A 17,652-nucleotide genomic window follows, 5' to 3' on the forward strand; every position below is an offset into this window, starting at 1 on the left:
TCTTATTTAACTGAGGGAGCTTAATAAGGAATTCAACAAAAAGGGTGTTTAATCCTTTTGGATTAACGCACCCTTTAACACACTATCATTATTTTTAATTGCTACCTTTAAGAACATCGTTTAATTGTAATGAAGATATTGTACCTTGGTGAAAATATAATTGCCATCTACCATCTATAAGTTTCCAAATGGAGCTTCGAAGTGTATTCCGATTTCTAGTTTTATCAACTACAAAATAAGTAGATAAAACTATTTCTGAAGATAAGGGATATATCTCGTGATTATGCAGTGACATTTCAGTTAGCACAACTCCAGATTCAAGACATTCATTTTTATCAAACATATAACCAGAATTACCTATTTCAAAGAAATCATCTGCAAGTATTTTATCTAGTTCTTCACGACTTTTACGAACTTCAAGTCCCGTGTGTCTTTCTTCCAATTCTTTTATATGTTCCTTTAAGTTCGCATCCATAACTCCAACCCCCATATTTTCACTTTAATTTCGATATACATCTTCAAAACTATCCTGCATCGTTAGGGGAACAAGAAGGGGATTTAAAGCCATTTCTCCTTGTTGTGCTTATGACCCTTTACTGTGTGAACGTAAATTAGCAACGTTATTCGGGTTTATTGACCATTTTTCCATTAGTTCCATTTGTCTCTTTTTTAAATCCTCATACGGTTCCTCAATTAACTCGACTTCATTAAATCTTCGCTCAAAAGCGTTTGTAGCTTTTATTTTTCTGTATCCACCAAAACCTAAATCATCGTTTAATAACCATACTACTTTTTTTATGTTAGCGAACAATATTCCACCTGTGCACATTGGACAGGGCTCCAAGGAAGTATATATTGTAAATTTCTTTCTTTTAACTTTCGCATCTATAATTGTATGCCCAGCATTTCTAATAGCATCTATTTCTGCGTGAGCTGTTGCATCTTGATTTGGATGAACTCTGTTTCTCCCCTTAGCAATTAAATTATAATTTTCATCAACAATAATTGCTCCTATTGGATATGTGTTCTCTTTCAATGCTTGTTCGGCTTCTTTAAGTGCAAGCTCTGAATAATACCTATCTTTATCCCTATTCATAGTTTCTCCCCTGACGTTTTTCATCAATGACCTATAAATTCGCTAAATTAGAACCTTCTCCTTCTTTCACTAAACTGCATCGATAGTTCAATAAGAACTACAACAAAAAGTGCATTAATCCCTCAGAATCAATGCACTAGTTAATTATACAGTGCCGTTTTCACCTTTAATAATATGGCCTTGATGATTTCCAAGTGAAAATTAAAATTAAACCATAAAAAGAGAGAACAATATAATAACAATTCCAGCTAAGGAGAGAACATCCTGCAATGGTCTGTTTTTAGAAATCTCTTCTTTGTGTTCTTTCTCGTAACTTTTGTGAATCTTGTTGTGGAGATGTTCATCACCCGGAATTTCTGGGGATTGAACCCCCATTATCCCTCTCCCTCCAAAGAAAACTATTTTGTGTAAGGGTAAAGCTGCAATTAACATTAATAAACCTAATATTAATCCCCACATTCCAATAATGCTTGTGTCAAACTCACCATTAAAAAGATAAGAGGCAAGCAATAGTAAGGCGTAGCTGCCAACAACAATAAAGAAGCTGATTTTGAATTTTTTCAACATCATTTATCACCTCTTTATTAATACGAATACCCTTTGAAAAAGATTCCCTTTGTATTCAACTAACCTGCATCGTTTGTTCAATATGGAATTCAACAAAAAGGCCTATAATCCTTCCTGGAACATTGCCCACATAATTAAAAAAGTTCATTTGTTGTCTAAACAATCCTTTGCCTCTTCGTTTTCATATGTTTTTAATTCAGACTTTTTTAATTCCCCTCCGATATTTTTAAAGATCAAAAATTGCCAGCGCTTTATCTATGTTTTTGTTGTGCTGCCTTAGGCTAGTAATATGCTCTTCCATTGTTCTGAATTTTTAAGACATCGAACTCTTCTTTTTCAGAATTAGCATACTTCTTATTGGTGAATTTGTTAATATTATACTAATCAATAGTTTAGGTAAGGTGGAAAAATGAAAACAGTTACAGGCTTAGAACAGGTATATACTTCTATAGAGTTTTTAAAAGAGTCATATGGAAGGTTACATAAGTGTGAATTTCACATTCACACACCAGCATCTCATGATTATCGATTAACTAGTTATAGTTTATTCAAAGAAATGACACTGGATGATGTTTTAAAAGTTGCTGAGGATGAGGAGTATTTAACTTCAGAATACATTTTAGAATTAAAACAAAAAACTTCTGAAGAAAACGAATCCTTAGTAAAAGAGTTAAATGAAAAGTCGGGCACAACGTATAGAAATTTTAAGGAATTGCTTGGATATGAATTAATTGCGAATAAATTATATCGGAGTGAGATAGAAATAGCAGTAATTTCCGATCACAATACGATTAAGGGTTATAAAAACCTAAGAGAAGCAATTATAAGACTATACGATTCTAGATATTTTACAAAAAGAAAGTTTGTAAGATTATTTCTTGGAATAGAAATTAGTTGTTCTGATAGATACCACTTGATAGGAATATTTAATGAAGACGACTACACAAATGTTCAGCAATTTGTTGATAAATTTATTCACTCTGAGGAAGAAGGAACATATATCTCTTGCTTAGATATGGTCAAAAAAGTAAGAGATCATAGTGGTATTCCATACATTGCACATATTAACTCAAATCAAATGTTAGGGACAGAACTATACAAAAGGTCTTTATTTGGTGCGGATGACCTGTTTATAGTGGGTTTGACTAATTCTGATAGTAATGAAAAGACAATAAAAAGAATAGAACAGTTTTGCCCAAATGCTAGAATAAAGTTCTGTTGTATAAATGAAGGAGATTCACATGAATTAAGTCAAATTGGTGTTAGGAATTCATGGATAAAGTTCAATACAATTAATTTTCAATCCTTAAAAAAGGCTTTTTCTGATCATAAAATATGCGTCTATAGAGATAAACCTATTTATAATGACAGGTTTATCAAAGGTATTTATATAATCCCAGGTGAAGAGGGGGGATTTCTCACTGGTAAAGAAGACCCTAAGTCTCCATTTATCGTTGACTTTTCAAGAGATTTAAATTGTATAATTGGAGGTCGTGGTGTCGGGAAAAGTACCATTTTAGATATATTAGAAACCGTTTTTACATTAGAAATAAAAGATAAAAATAAACTTAAATTTATAAGTAGGAACAAAATTATTTATGTAGTTTTTTACTATAAAGGAGATGACTACGTTTTACAATTTATACCACAGGTGGGCTCGACTGGGTATACAGAGTCATTTTTCCTAGAAAAGGCATTCAAAGAAGGAGTGGTTACAGATAAAGGCTTTAGTTTAGCTCCACATTGGGTAGAGTTATTTAAAGTGACTAAAGGGGAAAAGAAAGAATTAGTATTTACTAAGGTTGAGCAGGAGAAAACAATTAAGTTGCTTAGTGAAGTCTATAAAAAAAGCTTTTCAATAAATAATATTATTGAACAGATTAATTCGGGAAAAGTGAGTGATTTTATTAGGGAAATAATCCTAAACGGAAGTAAGTTCAATTCTATTAATAGATACATTTCTACTTTGCAACAATGCAATAAAAACAATTATAGAAAGACCTTAAGGATAGAATTAAAAAATATTGTTGATGATTTAGCTGAAAGGAATAGACAGGTTTATACAGTCATTAAAGAATTTAATGAGTTAAATACTAGATTGATACAGGTAACTAGTTCACCTAAAAGCCTTGATCCAGCTGAATATATTAATGTCTTAAGTATAAATGGAAAATCTCATGTCGCTAATACTTATTTAACATGGGATGATGTAGAAAAATATATTTACACCATTGTAAAGAAAATGAATTTTTTACAGTTCATAGAATTACTAATTAATAAGAAGCATGATGTGTTAGAAGAGGTTGAAAATATAGAAAAATTTATTTCAAGTAGAACTATTGGCGGCTATGAGGAAATTAATAAACAGAATTTAAAAAAGGTATATAACAGTATTGAATCAAAATTATTTAATAACACTGAGAACGTGACAGCGAGTTTATTTAAATTTCTAAACTTACAGGATGACTATACGTTACTATTTAATATAAACTCGAAAGAATCAATTCAATCAACGAGTGTTCAAATGAGAGAAGTTGAAACTTTGTCATTAGGACAAAAAGTAGTTGCTATTCTAACCTTCTTATTCAACTTTGGAGAGCAGTCACTAGATAGTACTCCACTTGTCATTGATCAACCTGAGGATAATTTAGATAATCAATATATTTACAAAAACTTAGTAGAAAGTTTAAAGAAGGTTAAGAACTCTCGACAGGTGATAATTTCTACTCATAGTTCTACTATAGTTACAAATGCAGATGCTGAACAGGTAATTATTTTAGAATCAAATAACACAAATGGGTGGTTAGTTAAAAAAGGATATCCGGGTGATCGTGTTATTATTAGACATATCCTCACTATACTAGAGGGGGGAGAACAGTCGTTTAACCATAAAGCAAAAACTTATAGTAATGTCCTAAACTTGGTATAAACATTGGTTTTTAACCAGTAACAAAGGTTAGAAATAGTCTTCTCTTATCTAAAAAAATTTTAAACACTGCAAACAATTACCGAAAGCAATGTTTGCAGTGTTCTTTACTATACTTGCAATAAAGGTAATTCATTGTTCAGGATAAGAAAAAATTAAGAGGCAACTCTTAACCCCTTGGCTTTATTGAAGTTTCTTTATTCTAGATTTTTTTATATACCTCCGCGTAAGATACTTTTAGTTGTTCCCTTAATTGCTTATTTTCATTTTCTAGCTTGTTAATCTTCCGTTTAAGTGAATTGATCATTGCATCTTTATTGTTTTCATCCATTTCTCGTTTTGTTTGTTTAAGGGTTGGGGCACAACTTTGTTGCTGCCGTAAGGTCTCAATTCTATCTCGAATCTCTGGATGATTATATAATGTGGCTTTAGATACCCCTGCTTCGTTTGCTACGCTATTGAAATTTATATTTCCATTAATCTTAACAAGTCGTTTTAGAGCGTCATTAGCCTTCTTTTCAGTGAGAGCCTTCCTAGATTCATGAATAGTCTTTAAATGTTTCCTTCGGTCGTAATTATTCATTATTAGCACCATGCTTTCGTTTAAATCTATCCACTCGACCAAAGATTATATTACCATCTTTAATAGTTTCTAATATACCTTGGTAACGCTGTAAATTCTTTCTGTTTTTTTCAACAATATCATTCCTTCCACGGTGTTCTAATGCTGCTATTGTTTTTGCTGTAGCTTTTATTAACAACTCATATTTTTGAGTATCTAAGTCTGAAAAGCCGATGGCCAAGTCTTTACATGGACTTCCTGAGTTACAAGTTAGACATGGTGGCTCTTCAGCATACGGACAATTTCCATTTATTCGTGCATGACATGTACCATATGGATTATCAATTGCATTCAGCTTATGATCGCGCCATAATGTTTCGAAAATACCAGTTGGGATATCTTGGTTAGACTTTATTTCTTGAACCTCACCATTTAGGTCAAAACTAAATACACCTTGTCTCAATGCTTCCTCAAAAACCTTTCTCTTAGTATTATCCAACAACTTCGCATAACGCATCGTCATTTCAGGGGAAGCATGAGCTAATAAATCCTGTAAAGTAATAATATCTACACCATTATTTATCATCTTAACTGCGTATGTATGTCTGAATTGATGTGTTTTAAAGTGAAACAAATCCCCATTTTCATCAGTAATATTTTTTAATTTAGCCAACTCATTTAATTTAACACCAATCCATTGTTGTTCATAAGGACGCCCCTTTCTAGTGCCTCGATAGCGAACAAATAGTAATTTTTCGGGATTGTTATCTTTATTACTATGTAAAATGGAGTTATTTATTATAACTGCAAGTATGTCAGCTAATTCATCATCTATTGGAATACGATGACCTATTACATTGGTTTTTTCAATATCAGTCTCGATATAATATTTTCCGTTTAGCTTTATTAAACAGTCCTGTGTTAAACCTAATACATCTGAGATTCTAAGCCCTGTTTTAAAAGCCACCCATACTACAGGTTGTGCATCTTTGTTAAGCAAATTAATGTGTCTGAATAACTGTTCTAAAACGTAGTCAGGAATGTAGTCTACTTGATCAATCGGCTTCTTTTTAAGTGAGGGTCTATCCTCCGGAAAAACGAGAAGACTAACTGGTTTTAATGGACAATCTGCTTGATTATAAGTGGAAATATCCTCAAGAAATTGAGTAATATAATGTAAATTAGTATTTATATGATGTTCAAAGTGAGTAATTTTCTTATCTTTTCTGGTCTCGTTTTTTAACCAATCTAAATATTTTTCAATATGCTTTCTCTCTAGATATTTAAAACTTGTCCAGGAAGGTTCTGCAGCTAATATATAATTGATAAACTTCGTTACTTGTCTTACATAGCCTATTGCACTAGCCCAAGCATAATTATCATACAATCTTCTTTTTATGTTCTGTTTTACAATCTTTGTAAGCTGATTTGACATAATCTTAGAAAAATCTATATAGTGAGCTGATGTACTTTTAACATAATTAATACCATAAAGATCATTTAATTTTCTTATATCCCACCTGTCTTTTTCCCATTCAGCTCTTAAATCTGAATACTTACAAAGATACTTATAAATTAGTCCAAAAAAACCTGCTATAGGAGTTTGACTAGTATATCCGCCATTTTTATTTGAGGCTTGCCTAGTTAATATGGAGCCATTATCATTTAACCAACTTAGCCACATCAAATTTGCTTTATTAAAGTCAATATTCAAGATTGAATCAATATGAGGGAATTTTTCATTTAAGAATGAAGTTAGTTTATATAACTTTGTCGCACCAACTCCATATATAGTAGATAGAGACCATTCATCTTTAAACAATCTTTTATACCAGAGGTATTTAAGCTCTAAATTGACTCGTGGATTTTCAATTTCAAACCTTATAATATTTTTCCGATAGTAGTAGTTCTCTAATTGGTCCTTAAAGTTATTGATATTTCCGATAAACCTTATATCCCAATGGTCATTAACTAAAAAATACGGATCATTTACAACCTTATAAGTTACAGACCCATCTATTTCTATCGTTCTTTCCATATATGTTGATAATTCTTTTCGAATTTGGTCATGTAAACTATGCTGAAAATAATTATCTATATTTTTTCTGCTCAACTCTTTACCGCCTTTCATATTCAATTAATTTTAAAAGCTGATTGTGCCTGTTCCCATGACTTCCTTATTTCCTCATCTGATGGATGAAGGTAAAAATTACTAGTAGTTTGAATTTGTGAATGACCTAACCGTTCTTGGACCTGTTTAATGTCCCTGGTTTTAAGGTAAAATAATGTAGCGTGTGTATGGCGAAACATATGTGGATTTACTTGTAACCCAGTTTTTTTGTTAAGACGCCTAAATAGAGAAGAAACATCCTGATAATTCATAGCCTCTCCTGTGTTCCTACCTCGTAACTTAACAAATAAAAAGTTCGAATCAATATCAATTTCATCTAAAACTTCATATAAATAATCATCATATGTATCCATTAATTCCTGAGATATATAAATCTCTCTTTCACCTGTTTTCAACTTACCCCCATTTTCAAGTTCTCCTCGATCTACTAAACGTAATCTATGGCCATTCTTATGATCGAAAATAAAATCCTCTATAAATAATGAAAGAGCCTCTCCAATACGTAACCCTGTTTCAAAAAGGACTTGGATTAAAAGCTTATCTCTAATATTAGTGGTTGCTGCTAATAAGTTCTTAACATCCTCCTTAGACAAGATTTTTATCTTTTTCTTCGGTTCCTTAAGAATTAATATATTTCTGGGAGATGGTTTAGCTTTGTTTACGTGATGAAAGAAATCTTTATATCTTTTTTTCCCTCCTAAATAGACTTGCTTTAGCAGTTTTTCAATCATGTTATTTTCAATTTCTTCGTTTCGATAGAGGTAGTCATAAAATCCTGTAACAACAGTTATTGTGTGATTAATTGACCTTTCTTTTCTCTTTGGTATGGTTGGTTTAAGTGAGGTAACATGGGGACTAATATAGGGACTTCTCAGCCAGGAGATAAAATCCCTTAAATCTTCTAATCTGACACTTTTATAATGTAATTTTTTTTCGTACAGGAAAGTGAAATAGTGTTTTAACGCGTAGCAATAACTCTTTTGTGTATTGGGTGCTTTCTTGGTGGCATCTAGGAATTTAAGGTATCTAATTACAGCAACTTCAGGGTATCCATCATTATTAACTAATATATACCTTTTAACTTTTCCCTCTAAAATAACTTCTTGTACCCTCAAAACATCATCTCCTATAATATTTTGTAAGTTCGAAAGAAACAAGCATTACATAAGTGTTAATTTAATTGTACATATTATACATAATTTACAATCCGAATTTAGTTAAGTTAACTAGAATATTATGTATTAAAAAAGAGGACAGATGTTTATATTCTAAACATATTATCCTCTTACTATAATAGTATATTTAATGAGTTTCGCCACGCTTATCGTTGCCGTAATCGCCATAGGTATTTCTTCTAATAAAAAGAAGTAACCTACCCTGCACATCGCCAAATGTGAGTAGATTACTTCTATTCGGAACTGGCCGCTGTAATTCAAGCAGCTTGCTGTGTATTGAGATCTCGGTTGCAGCCGAGATCTCTTTTTTTACTATATGGACTTTATGCTTAAATTATAAACCTTATAGTAAATCAATTCAATAAAACCGATAATACTTAATTATAATTGGAAAGTTCAGTAACTAAGAGAGACCCAGTCAAACGGCTGGGTCTCTTAAAAGGTATATTACATCTTCTCCGGAGCAGATACCCCGATCAATTCAAGTGCATTCTTCAAAGTGATCTGCGCTGACTTGATCAGTGACAGGCGGGCTACTGTTCTTTCTTTATTTTCGAGATCCAGTACCTTTTCAGCGTTGTAGAAGCTGTGGAATACGGATGCGAGTTCGAAAATGTAGTTAGAGATTCGATGAGGCATGCGCTTCTGGGCAGCTTCGGCAACAGCCAATGGGAATTCGCCAAGCTTTTTCAGCAGGTCGGTTTCCTTTTCGGATTGGATATGCTTGAAATCTGCTTCAATGTCAAAAATCAAACCTTGCTCTGCTGCCGAACGCAGAATGCTGTTAATGCGGGCATGAGCATATTGTGCGTAAAACACTGGGTTTTCGTTGGATTGGGATACAGCCAGATCCAGGTCGAAGTCCATGTGAGTATCAGCGCTTCTCATCGCGAAGAAGTAACGCACTGCATCCAGGCCTACTTCGTCAATCAAATCGCGCATTGTCACGGCTTTACCCGTACGCTTACTCATCTTCATCTTTTCGCCGTTCTTGTACAGGTGGACGAGCTGGATGATTTCAACTTCAAGCGCATCACGGTCATAGCCTAGTGCCTGGATCGCCGCCTTCATCCGTGGGATGTACCCGTGGTGGTCCGCACCCCAGATGTTGATCAGCTTTTCAAAACCGCGCTCAAGCTTGTCCTTATGGTAAGCAATATCAGGCAGCAGGTACGTATAAGAGCCATCCTGCTTGATCAGCACGCGATCTTTGTCATCGCCGAGCTCTGATGAACGGAACCATGTTGCGCCGTCCTCCTCATAAATATGGCCATTTTCACGCAATGCATCAAGTGCCACGTCAATTTTGCCGTTTTGATATAGAGAAGTTTCAGAGTACCAAACATCGAACTTAACACGGAAGTTCTCAAGGTCCTGCTTCAGTTTTTCCATTTCATATTTCAGGCCATATTCACGGAAAGCATCGAAACGCTCCTGGTCAGAAACTTTTACATACTTATCGCCGTACTCTTCAGCCAGGGTCTGTCCAATGCCGATGATGTCAGCGCCATGGTAGCCATCCTCGGGCATCGGTTTATCCATGCCAAGCGCCTGGAAGTAACGAGCCTCAACAGAGAGCGCCAGGTTATTGATCTGGTTGCCGGCATCATTGATATAGTACTCACGGGAAACATCGTAACCCGCTTTAGCGAGCACATTGCATAAAGAATCGCCGACAGCCGCACCGCGCGCATGTCCAAGGTGAAGGTCTCCAGTCGGGTTAGCCGACACGAACTCAATCTGGATTTTCTGTCCGTTGCCTACCTTCGATTCCCCGTAGTTATCGCCTGCTTCAAGGATTGCCGGAATCAGGTCCGTCAGATAGCTATTGTCCATGTAAAAATTGATGAAGCCCGGTCCGGCAATTTCAATTTTCTCAATGGAAGCCTTGTTTTTATCAAAGTTCTCGATCAGCTGTTCAGCGATCTGACGCGGAGCTTTTTTCGCCACGCGGGCAAGCTGCATCGCCATATTCGTCGAGTAATCACCGTGCGCTTTTTCCTTTGGCGTTTCAAGGATCACAGCCGGAATCTGCGCTTCTTCAGCAAGATTGGCCTTAATGATCGCCTGCTTGATTTCTTCCTTCAGCTTCAATTGAACCAGTTCAACTATATTCATTTGCCTTCCTCCTTATAATTGATCGTCATATGGTATGTACCTGCACTCGCGCCCTGGATAGCCATTTCATACAGCAAGTCCACATGGCCCTCCTGCTTTTTCTCGTTAAAACCCAAATCAAGACGCTTCGTCAGCGCAGATGTCTCGAGCAGTCCGTATGGCGTCTTGTAATTGCCCGGAGTTTTTTTATTCAGCAGAAAATGAAGCCTCATCTTAATTGCGCCGCTGCGCAGGATCAGCACTTCATTCCCTGAAATTTTCACTGTCGTATGAACATCCCCTTCCTCCATCACTTCATCATATTGGAGGTACGAGCTGTTCGCCTTTTTATAGTATCGGCCAAAAGTGGTCAATTCAAAAGTATCCTTCTCACTGCCACTATAAATTGCTGTTTTCACCGTCACCTTTACAGGAGTCTGTTCAGCGGGTCCTGTTGACACCGATAACACATCCTTTTCAAACTCTATTATAACTTTATAAGTATAAATATTCTCCTTTGAAAGTGCAAGGCTCTCGCGGATTTGAATGATAGGTGGAATACCCTGAGAGGATTAAATCTACTGAAAAGCGGGTATTGATTATCAAAACCTTTTAAGGAGGTGGCCTTCATGAAAATTGAAGTTAAATGCGAAGTAGAAAACTGTAAATACTGGGCTGAAGGCGACAAATGTGTTGCTGATTCAATCCTTGTCGTTGCGAATTCAGGAAAACAAGCACTAAATGAACGCGAAACCATTTGTGATACATTCGAAAAGATGTAATAATACGAAAAACCGGCTGGCTATATGCCTGCCGGTTTTGTCATGATTGGGAAATTCCGCGAAATTCCTCATGTATTCCGCGAAAGTCTCCCATAATTCCGCGAAAAACAACCCTGATTCCGCGAACTGGAAAAAACACGTGATTTTTTCCAGTAAAACATTTTAGAAGAATAGCATCCCCGCTGAAATGACAACCCCTGAAACGACAAGCATCAGGACGCAGTATCCCATGATATCCTTTGCCTTAAGACCGGCAATTGCCAGTGCTGGCAGTGCCCAGAACGGCTGGATCAGGTTGGTCCATGCATCACCCCAGGCAACAGCCATTGCCGTTTTTGGAATCGAAACACCGAGTGTCTGCGCTGCGTCAAGCATGACTGGCGCCTGAACCGCCCACTGTCCTCCACCAGAAGGTACGAAGAAGTTGACGAGTCCCGCACTCAGGAAGGTGAAGAACGGGAATGTGAATTCATTTGAGATCGACACGAAGCCTTCCGACATGACCGCTGCCAGGCCAGAAGCTGTCATCATACCCATGATTCCCGCGTAGAAAGGGAACTGGATGATGATACCGCTCGCACCTTTTACCGCATTCACGACCGCATCAAGGAACCGCTTTGGCGTTCCATGGAATAGGATTCCGAGGAACAGGAATAAGAAGTTGACTATATCGAGATTCAGCTTGAATCCGTTTGTTGCAAAATAGTAAAACAGGAAAACAAGGCCCATAATCCCAATCAATAAAGAAATGATTCTGCTGTTCTCCAGCTTTTCTGCAGGTGTCATTGCTCCCTGCTCGATTGCCGCTGCCTGAACATCCGCTTCAAGTAAAACAGGGTCGACCGTCACTGTTTGATCCTTCGACGGCATCATCATTCGGTTAACTACCGGCAAGACGATAAGCAAGATTAAGATAATTAAAAGATTGAAGCCTGCAAAAATTGTTTGCTCAGTCGGGATGATACCAATCAGGTCCTGGGAGAAATGGCCTTCCGTCGCAATCGTAAGTGGAATCGAACCGGAGATACCGCCATGCCAAACGATGAACCCTCCGTAAGCGCTTGCAATTAACAGCCGGTAATCAACATTTTGAACCTTTTTCGCCAGCTCTTTTGCGAACAGAGCGCCAATGACCAGGCCGAATCCCCAGTTGATCAAGCTGGCGATCATCGAAACGACCGTGACAATCACAATCGCCTGCCCTGGTGATTTCGCCAGCGATGCCAGTGCACCCAGTCCTTTTTTAAAGATGTTGCTGCTCGCGAGGACATGCCCTGTCACAAGCACGAGTACCATCTGCATCGAGAATGTCAGCAAGCTCCAGAAGCCGCCGCCCCAATGCTGGGCCATCTGATAAGGACCGCTGTCTGTAAAAATAAGGCCCAATCCAAATACAACAAAAGTTAGGATAATGACAAATAGAAACGGATCAGGCAAATAGCGCTGCATCAGGCGGTTGAAAAATGAAACCAACATTTTCATCCTTATTACCTCCTTTTTAGTAGTTACTTTCATAATTAGTATATTTTCTATATGTTTCAGAATATTCCTTCTTTAATATCAACTATTAGTAGCTGGTTTTTACAACAGCCTTAAACAAGGCTGTTGATTTTCGTTCCAGGCGCTTTGCTTTCCGCTGGAAGAATAATGAAAAAGCCCAACTGCCGGCTTTTTCAAAAGGCAATTCTTCCTGGCTGGCGCTGAGCCTCCTCGTCGCTTTGCTCCTGCGGGGTCTCACCTGACCAGCTGCGCCCGCAGGCCATTGATTAGCTTCCTGAATCAGCCCACGCACGATGGAAATGCGTTAGCATTTTCGGAGGAGTCTACGCGCCTTCCACTACAATCAACAGGGTTTAAAAATCAACTTTCAGCTTTTAACAGAGCCAAAAACACACAAAAAATGCTCCCTCAATCAAGGGAGCATTGCATAACTTTCTTATTTTACAAATCCAAGCAGCATTTCACGGATGATTTTGCTTGCTGTGTTTGCGGTCATTTCGGATGTATCGTAAATTGGCGCTACTTCTACAAGATCGGCACCTACTACATTGACTTCGGAATTTGCAATGGCATGGATGGAAGCCAGCAATTCTTTGGAAGTGATTCCCCCAGCGTCAACAGTTCCTGTACCAGGCGCGTGGGCTGGATCAAGCACATCGATGTCGATGGTCACATAAACCGGGCGGCCGGCAAGCTTTGGCAATACTTCCTTCAGCGGTTCAAGAACCTCAAACTTCGAAATATGCATACCTACTTCCTTTGCCCACTCGAATTCTTCCTTCATCCCTGAACGGATTCCGAATGAGTAGACATTTTTAGGTCCGATGTGCTCGGCAATCTTGCGGATCGGCGTTGAGTGCGACAATGGCTCGCCCTCGTAGTGTTCGCGAAGATCAGTATGCGCATCGAAGTGGATGATGGCAAGGTCTTCGTACTTTTTCGCGAAGGCCTTCATGACCGGCCATGACACGAGGTGCTCTCCGCCCATTCCAAGCGGGAATTTTTCCTCAGCCAAAAGCTTGTCCACGTACTCCTCGATCAAATCAAGGCTTTTTTGTGCATTGCCGAATGGCAGCGGTATATCCCCTGCATCGAAGTAATTAATGTCCGCCATCTCGCGGTCAAGATACGGGCTGTATTCTTCAAGGCCGATCGACACCTCGCGGATGCGGGTCGGGCCGAAACGTGAACCCGGACGGTAGCTGACAGTCCAGTCCATTGGCATCCCGTAAAGGACAGCCTTGCTTTCTCCAAAGTTTGAATGGCTGCCGATAAACACATTGCCAGAATAGGCTTCATCAAAACGCATTTCAAGCACCTCTTTTTTAAAAGTGTTTTTACAGTAAAACGGCCCCCGGAAGACCGAGAGGCCGATTTTAAATCTCGATTATTTCACAAGGTCGCCAACGAATTTAGGCAAGACGAAAGCGGCTTTGTGAAGTTCTTTTGTGTAGTATTTCGTTTCGATTTCGTGGAAACGGTCCTCGCTCACTTCAAGCGGATCGAATTTCTTTGATCCAAGTGTGAACGCCCACATTCCGCTTGGGTATGTCGGGATGTTCGCCACATAGAGGCGAGTGATCGGGAAGATTTCCTTAACATCCTTCTGTACATTGCGGATCAGGTCAGCCTTGAACCATGGGTTGTCAGACTGGGCAACAAAGATACCGTCGTCTTTCAATGCTTTTGAAATTCCAGCGTAAAAGCCTTTTGTGAACAGATTCACCGCAGGGCCAACCGGTTCAGTCGAGTCAACCATGATGACATCATACTGGTTGTCGCTTTCGGCGATATGCATGAAGCCGTCGCCAACCTGGACGTCAACGCGCGGATCATCAAGCTTGCCTGCGATTTCAGGCAGGTATTTCTTTGAGTACTCGATGACCTTTCCATCGATATCGACAAGAGTCGCCTTTTTCACGCTTGGGTGCTTAAGCACTTCACGGATGACACCGCCGTCGCCGCCGCCTACTACCAATACCTGTTCAGGGTTCGGGTGAGTGAACAACGGAATATGCGCAACCATCTCGTGGTAAACGAACTCATCTTTTACAGAAGTCATGACCATGTCGTCAAGCAGAAGCATATTGCCCCACTCTTCTGTTTCAACTATGTCAAGCTTCTGGAATTCTGTCTGTTCTGTATGTAACGTCTTGTTCACTTTCATAGTGATACCAAAGTTTTCTGTCTGCTTTTCTGTAAACCAAAGACCCATTTTTCTTCCTTCCTTTCGGCAAAAAATTTTCCGTTATGTTGCGGCGAATTTTTCATGTATTGGACTCCTAAATGTCTTGTCCAAAAGATTATATATGTCCAGCTGCGGCTCCTAACTCCTCGAGACGCTTGTCCAGTGTCGCCTCCTAGAAACTCCGAAACTTCAACTCCGCCGGCAGAAGCAAAAAGCGCTTCTTTGTCGGAGCCTCCAGTTTCTGCGTTTCTGAACAGTCGGCTATACATTTCGGTTTCGGTCCTGCCAATGAAGTCAAAGAACGACTTCACTGTCAGGCCCTCCAGCGCTTGTCGGAGTTGAACAGTCGCCTCCGCATTTCTTTTTTATACTTCCCCAACATCACGAATACAAACATCAGAAAAAGTATAGTTGAATCTAGCAAAAATGCAAGTAAAATTTGATTCTATGTTTAAAAACAGCTGTTTTTTTTCATACTGATACTATCTATCTTTTTAGGGGGAAGCAGTATGGAGCTGATGACCGACCAGCGGTTTCGCAAAACAATCAAATATTTGCGTGCTTTGATCTTTTTCGGGCTTGCGGGGCTTGCATTGACGATGATCGTCTATTTTTCGCTGATCGGCTATGCGAAAATCCAGGGTCCGCCCCCTCTCGCCGTGCCGCAATCGACCTTGTTATTTTCAAACGATGGGACGGTAATCGGCGAAAGCCATTCGGGACAGAAGCGCTATTGGGTGGCACTCAAGGATATCTCGCCCCACTTGATCAATGCGACGGTTTCAATAGAAGATAAGACCTTTTTTACCCATAACGGGTTTGATTATAAGCGGATTGCCGGTGCCGCGATTGCGGATATGAAGGCAATGTCCAAAGTCCAGGGCGCGAGCACGATCACACAGCAGTATGCACGGAATCTTTTCCTCGAGCACGATAAGACATGGTCACGGAAAGCGACCGAAGCGCTCTACACCTTGCGCCTAGAGATGAACTATTCCAAGGATGAGATCCTCGAAGGCTATCTGAATACGATTTATTACGGCCACGGAGCATACGGCGTCCAGGCAGCGAGCCTTTATTATTTTGGCAAGGATGCGAAGGATTTATCCCTGGCTGAAGCTTCCATGCTTGCAGGGATTCCGAAAGGCCCAAGCATTTACTCGCCTTTAGCTTCCATGGAAAAAGCAAAGCAGCGCCAGCAGACGATTTTAAATACAATGAAATCGAATGGTTATATCACCGAGCTTGCCGCGCAAAAAGCAGGCATTGAAAAGCTGAAGCTTGTCGGTGAACACCAGCATAACCGGATAGGCACGGCTCCCTATTTCCAGGACGCTGTCCAAAATGCTCTCCGGAACTCGTTGAATTTTGATGACCGGACGATTTCTCTCGGTGGTTTGCGGGTTTATACAACGCTGGACCTTGAAGAGCAGGAAGTGGCCGAAAAATCGATCAGCAAAATGATTGCGGCCGATTCAGAAATCCAGGCAGGCCTGGTGGCGATGAATCCGAAAAATGGTTATGTGAAGGCACTCGTCGGCGGCAGGGATTATAAGGAGAGCCCTTTTAACCGGGCAGTCCAGGCTGTCAGGCAGCCCGGTTCGACGATGAAGCCAATCCTGTACTATGCTGCTCTCGAGAATGGTTTCACGCCGTCGACAACGATGAAAAGCCAGCTGACGACCTTCATGTTCGATGACGGGCGTTCGGAGTATACACCGCATAATTTCAACAATAAATATGCTGAAGAGGACATAACAATGGCACAGGCCCTGGCATTGTCGGATAACGTCTATGCCGTAAAAACCCATCTGTTCCTTGGCGAGGATACGCTGATCGAGACAGCGAAGCGCTTTGGAATCAAGACAGAGATGGAGAAGGTTCCCTCGCTCGCGCTGGGCACCTCAGGCGTCAGAGTCATAGAGATGGCCAATGCCTACAGCATTTTAGCCAATGGCGGAAAAAAAGTAGAACCAGTCCTGATCACAAAAGTCGAAAACCATAAAGGCGAAGTCATCTATGAATATGAGGGTGAAAAGAAAGAAGTCTTGAAGCCCGAACTCGCGTCGGTGATGACCCACATGCTGACAGGCATCTTCGATAAAAAATTGAATGGCTATTCTTCTGTAACAGGAAGCACACTGATCAAAAAGATGACCCGGCCATATGCAGCAAAATCAGGAACAACCGAAACGGACAGCTGGATGATTGGCTATACCCCGCAGCTCGTGTCGGCCGTGTGGACAGGGTATGACAAAGGCAAGCCGATTGAGCTGACCGTGGAAAAATCATACGCTAAAAACATCTGGATGGAGTTTATGGAAAAAGCGCTCGACAATGAACCAGCTAAAAAATTCAAGGCAGCCAAAGGCACGGTCGCCGTCTATGTGGACCCTGCAAACGGAAACCTCGCATCCGATGGCTGCCCAGTAAAAAGACTGACATGGTTCGCCGCCGGAACCGAGCCTACCGAATATTGCACAGACCACCTTGCACACGAAGAGCATAAAGAAGAAAAACCTCAGATGAAAAAAGAAAAGCAGCCTTGGTACAAGCGATGGTTCGGGTTGTAGAACCACATATATCAAAAGAAAAACCCCGGAAGCATGGCTCCGGGGTTTTTCTCGT

General features: G+C 39.6%; 15 protein-coding genes. 3 read left to right on the plus strand and 12 right to left on the minus strand.

Translation table 11 applies throughout. The annotated features are described in order from the left end of the window. Positions 1-94: 94 nt before the first annotated feature. From J7E38_RS22850 to J7E38_RS22860, 3 genes are all read right to left on the minus strand, one after another. The gene (locus J7E38_RS22850; RefSeq protein ID WP_214704299.1) at positions 95-475 is read right to left on the minus strand and encodes a nuclear transport factor 2 family protein; all 381 of its coding nucleotides are present in this window, start codon (positions 473-475) and stop codon (positions 95-97) included. A 108-nt stretch (positions 476-583) separates the two neighbouring features. Then, positions 584-1,096: a nucleoside deaminase gene (locus tag J7E38_RS22855; protein ID WP_214704301.1), complete on the minus strand. Its 513-nt coding sequence runs from the start codon at positions 1,094-1,096 to the stop codon at positions 584-586. Positions 1,097-1,303: 207 nt separating this feature from the next. Next, the gene (locus tag J7E38_RS22860) at positions 1,304-1,666 is read right to left on the minus strand and encodes a hypothetical protein (RefSeq protein WP_214704303.1); all 363 of its coding nucleotides are present in this window, start codon (positions 1,664-1,666) and stop codon (positions 1,304-1,306) included. A gap of 406 nt (positions 1,667-2,072) precedes the next feature. On the opposite strand from J7E38_RS22860, the gene J7E38_RS22865 reads away from it, so the two are divergent. Beyond that, positions 2,073-4,592, plus strand: a complete 2,520-nt coding sequence (locus J7E38_RS22865; protein WP_214704304.1) for a Spaf_1101 family AAA-like ATPase — start codon at positions 2,073-2,075, stop codon at positions 4,590-4,592. Between the two features lie 199 nt (positions 4,593-4,791). Here J7E38_RS22865 and J7E38_RS22870 read toward each other — a convergent pair whose 3' ends face one another. From J7E38_RS22870 to J7E38_RS22890, 5 genes are all read right to left on the minus strand, one after another. Next, positions 4,792-5,172, minus strand: a complete 381-nt coding sequence (locus J7E38_RS22870) for a DUF6262 family protein (RefSeq protein WP_214704305.1) — start codon at positions 5,170-5,172, stop codon at positions 4,792-4,794. Further along, positions 5,165-7,282 (minus strand): tyrosine-type recombinase/integrase, encoded by a 2,118-nt coding sequence (locus J7E38_RS22875; RefSeq protein WP_215038982.1) that lies wholly within the window; start codon positions 7,280-7,282, stop codon positions 5,165-5,167. Before J7E38_RS22875 ends, J7E38_RS22870 begins: the two co-directional genes overlap by 8 nt. Before the next feature lie 2 nt (positions 7,283-7,284). Continuing rightward, positions 7,285-8,397, minus strand: coding sequence for a tyrosine-type recombinase/integrase (locus J7E38_RS22880; protein ID WP_214704307.1), 1,113 nt, complete (start codon positions 8,395-8,397; stop codon positions 7,285-7,287). Between the two features lie 507 nt (positions 8,398-8,904). Further along, a complete protein-coding gene (gene argS / locus J7E38_RS22885; RefSeq protein ID WP_214704308.1) occupies positions 8,905-10,575 on the minus strand; it encodes an arginine--tRNA ligase in 1,671 nt (556 codons plus the stop codon). Further along, positions 10,572-11,015: a YwiB family protein gene (locus J7E38_RS22890; protein ID WP_214704310.1), complete on the minus strand. Its 444-nt coding sequence runs from the start codon at positions 11,013-11,015 to the stop codon at positions 10,572-10,574. The genes argS and J7E38_RS22890 overlap by 4 nt, the downstream gene beginning before the upstream one ends. 168 nt (positions 11,016-11,183) lie before the next feature. On the opposite strand from J7E38_RS22890, the gene J7E38_RS22895 reads away from it, so the two are divergent. Then, on the plus strand, positions 11,184-11,336 hold the full coding sequence (locus tag J7E38_RS22895) for a DUF1540 domain-containing protein (RefSeq protein ID WP_102264619.1): 153 nt from the start codon (positions 11,184-11,186) through the stop codon (positions 11,334-11,336). A gap of 162 nt (positions 11,337-11,498) precedes the next feature. Here J7E38_RS22895 and J7E38_RS22900 read toward each other — a convergent pair whose 3' ends face one another. The 4 genes from J7E38_RS22900 to speE form a co-directional block, all read right to left on the minus strand. After that, positions 11,499-12,818 carry a short-chain fatty acid transporter gene (locus J7E38_RS22900; RefSeq protein WP_214704312.1) on the minus strand — a complete coding sequence of 440 codons (1,320 nt, stop codon included), beginning with the start codon at positions 12,816-12,818 and terminating at the stop codon, positions 11,499-11,501. Positions 12,819-12,903: 85 nt separating this feature from the next. Further along, positions 12,904-13,128 carry a hypothetical protein gene (locus J7E38_RS22905; RefSeq protein ID WP_214704313.1) on the minus strand — a complete coding sequence of 75 codons (225 nt, stop codon included), beginning with the start codon at positions 13,126-13,128 and terminating at the stop codon, positions 12,904-12,906. Positions 13,129-13,272: 144 nt separating this feature from the next. Next, complete coding sequence (speB, locus tag J7E38_RS22910) at positions 13,273-14,145, minus strand: agmatinase (protein WP_214704315.1); 873 nt, start codon at positions 14,143-14,145, stop codon at positions 13,273-13,275. 78 nt (positions 14,146-14,223) lie between these two features. After that, on the minus strand, positions 14,224-15,051 hold the full coding sequence (gene speE, locus J7E38_RS22915) for a spermidine synthase (RefSeq protein ID WP_214704317.1): 828 nt from the start codon (positions 15,049-15,051) through the stop codon (positions 14,224-14,226). Between the two features lie 482 nt (positions 15,052-15,533). Here speE and J7E38_RS22920 point away from each other — a divergent pair, with 482 nt between their 5' ends. Then, entirely contained in the window at positions 15,534-17,597 is a 2,064-nt protein-coding gene (locus J7E38_RS22920) for a PBP1A family penicillin-binding protein (RefSeq protein WP_214704319.1), read from the plus strand. Positions 17,598-17,652 lie beyond the last annotated feature (55 nt).

It is taken from the genome of Bacillus sp. ISL-35 (assembly GCF_018613355.1).
Taxonomy (GTDB): Bacteria; Bacillota; Bacilli; order Bacillales; family Cytobacillaceae; genus Mesobacillus.

What these genes read in the sequence shown, in the direction of transcription:
- J7E38_RS22850 (WP_214704299.1), bottom strand. Translation starts at nt 475, where the DNA reads ATGGATGCGAACTTAAAGGAACATATAAAAGAATTGGAAGAAAGACAC.
- J7E38_RS22855 (WP_214704301.1), bottom strand. Translation starts at nt 1,096, where the DNA reads ATGAATAGGGATAAAGATAGGTATTATTCAGAGCTTGCACTTAAAGAA.
- J7E38_RS22860 (WP_214704303.1), bottom strand. Translation starts at nt 1,666, where the DNA reads ATGATGTTGAAAAAATTCAAAATCAGCTTCTTTATTGTTGTTGGCAGC.
- J7E38_RS22865 (WP_214704304.1), top strand. Translation starts at nt 2,073, where the DNA reads ATGAAAACAGTTACAGGCTTAGAACAGGTATATACTTCTATAGAGTTT.
- J7E38_RS22870 (WP_214704305.1), bottom strand. Translation starts at nt 5,172, where the DNA reads ATGAATAATTACGACCGAAGGAAACATTTAAAGACTATTCATGAATCT.
- J7E38_RS22875 (WP_215038982.1), bottom strand. Translation starts at nt 7,282, where the DNA reads ATGAAAGGCGGTAAAGAGTTGAGCAGAAAAAATATAGATAATTATTTT.
- argS (WP_214704308.1), bottom strand. Translation starts at nt 10,575, where the DNA reads ATGAATATAGTTGAACTGGTTCAATTGAAGCTGAAGGAAGAAATCAAG.
- J7E38_RS22895 (WP_102264619.1), top strand. Translation starts at nt 11,184, where the DNA reads ATGAAAATTGAAGTTAAATGCGAAGTAGAAAACTGTAAATACTGGGCT.
- J7E38_RS22900 (WP_214704312.1), bottom strand. Translation starts at nt 12,818, where the DNA reads ATGAAAATGTTGGTTTCATTTTTCAACCGCCTGATGCAGCGCTATTTG.
- speB (WP_214704315.1), bottom strand. Translation starts at nt 14,145, where the DNA reads ATGCGTTTTGATGAAGCCTATTCTGGCAATGTGTTTATCGGCAGCCAT.
- speE (WP_214704317.1), bottom strand. Translation starts at nt 15,051, where the DNA reads ATGGGTCTTTGGTTTACAGAAAAGCAGACAGAAAACTTTGGTATCACT.
- J7E38_RS22920 (WP_214704319.1), top strand. Translation starts at nt 15,534, where the DNA reads ATGGAGCTGATGACCGACCAGCGGTTTCGCAAAACAATCAAATATTTG.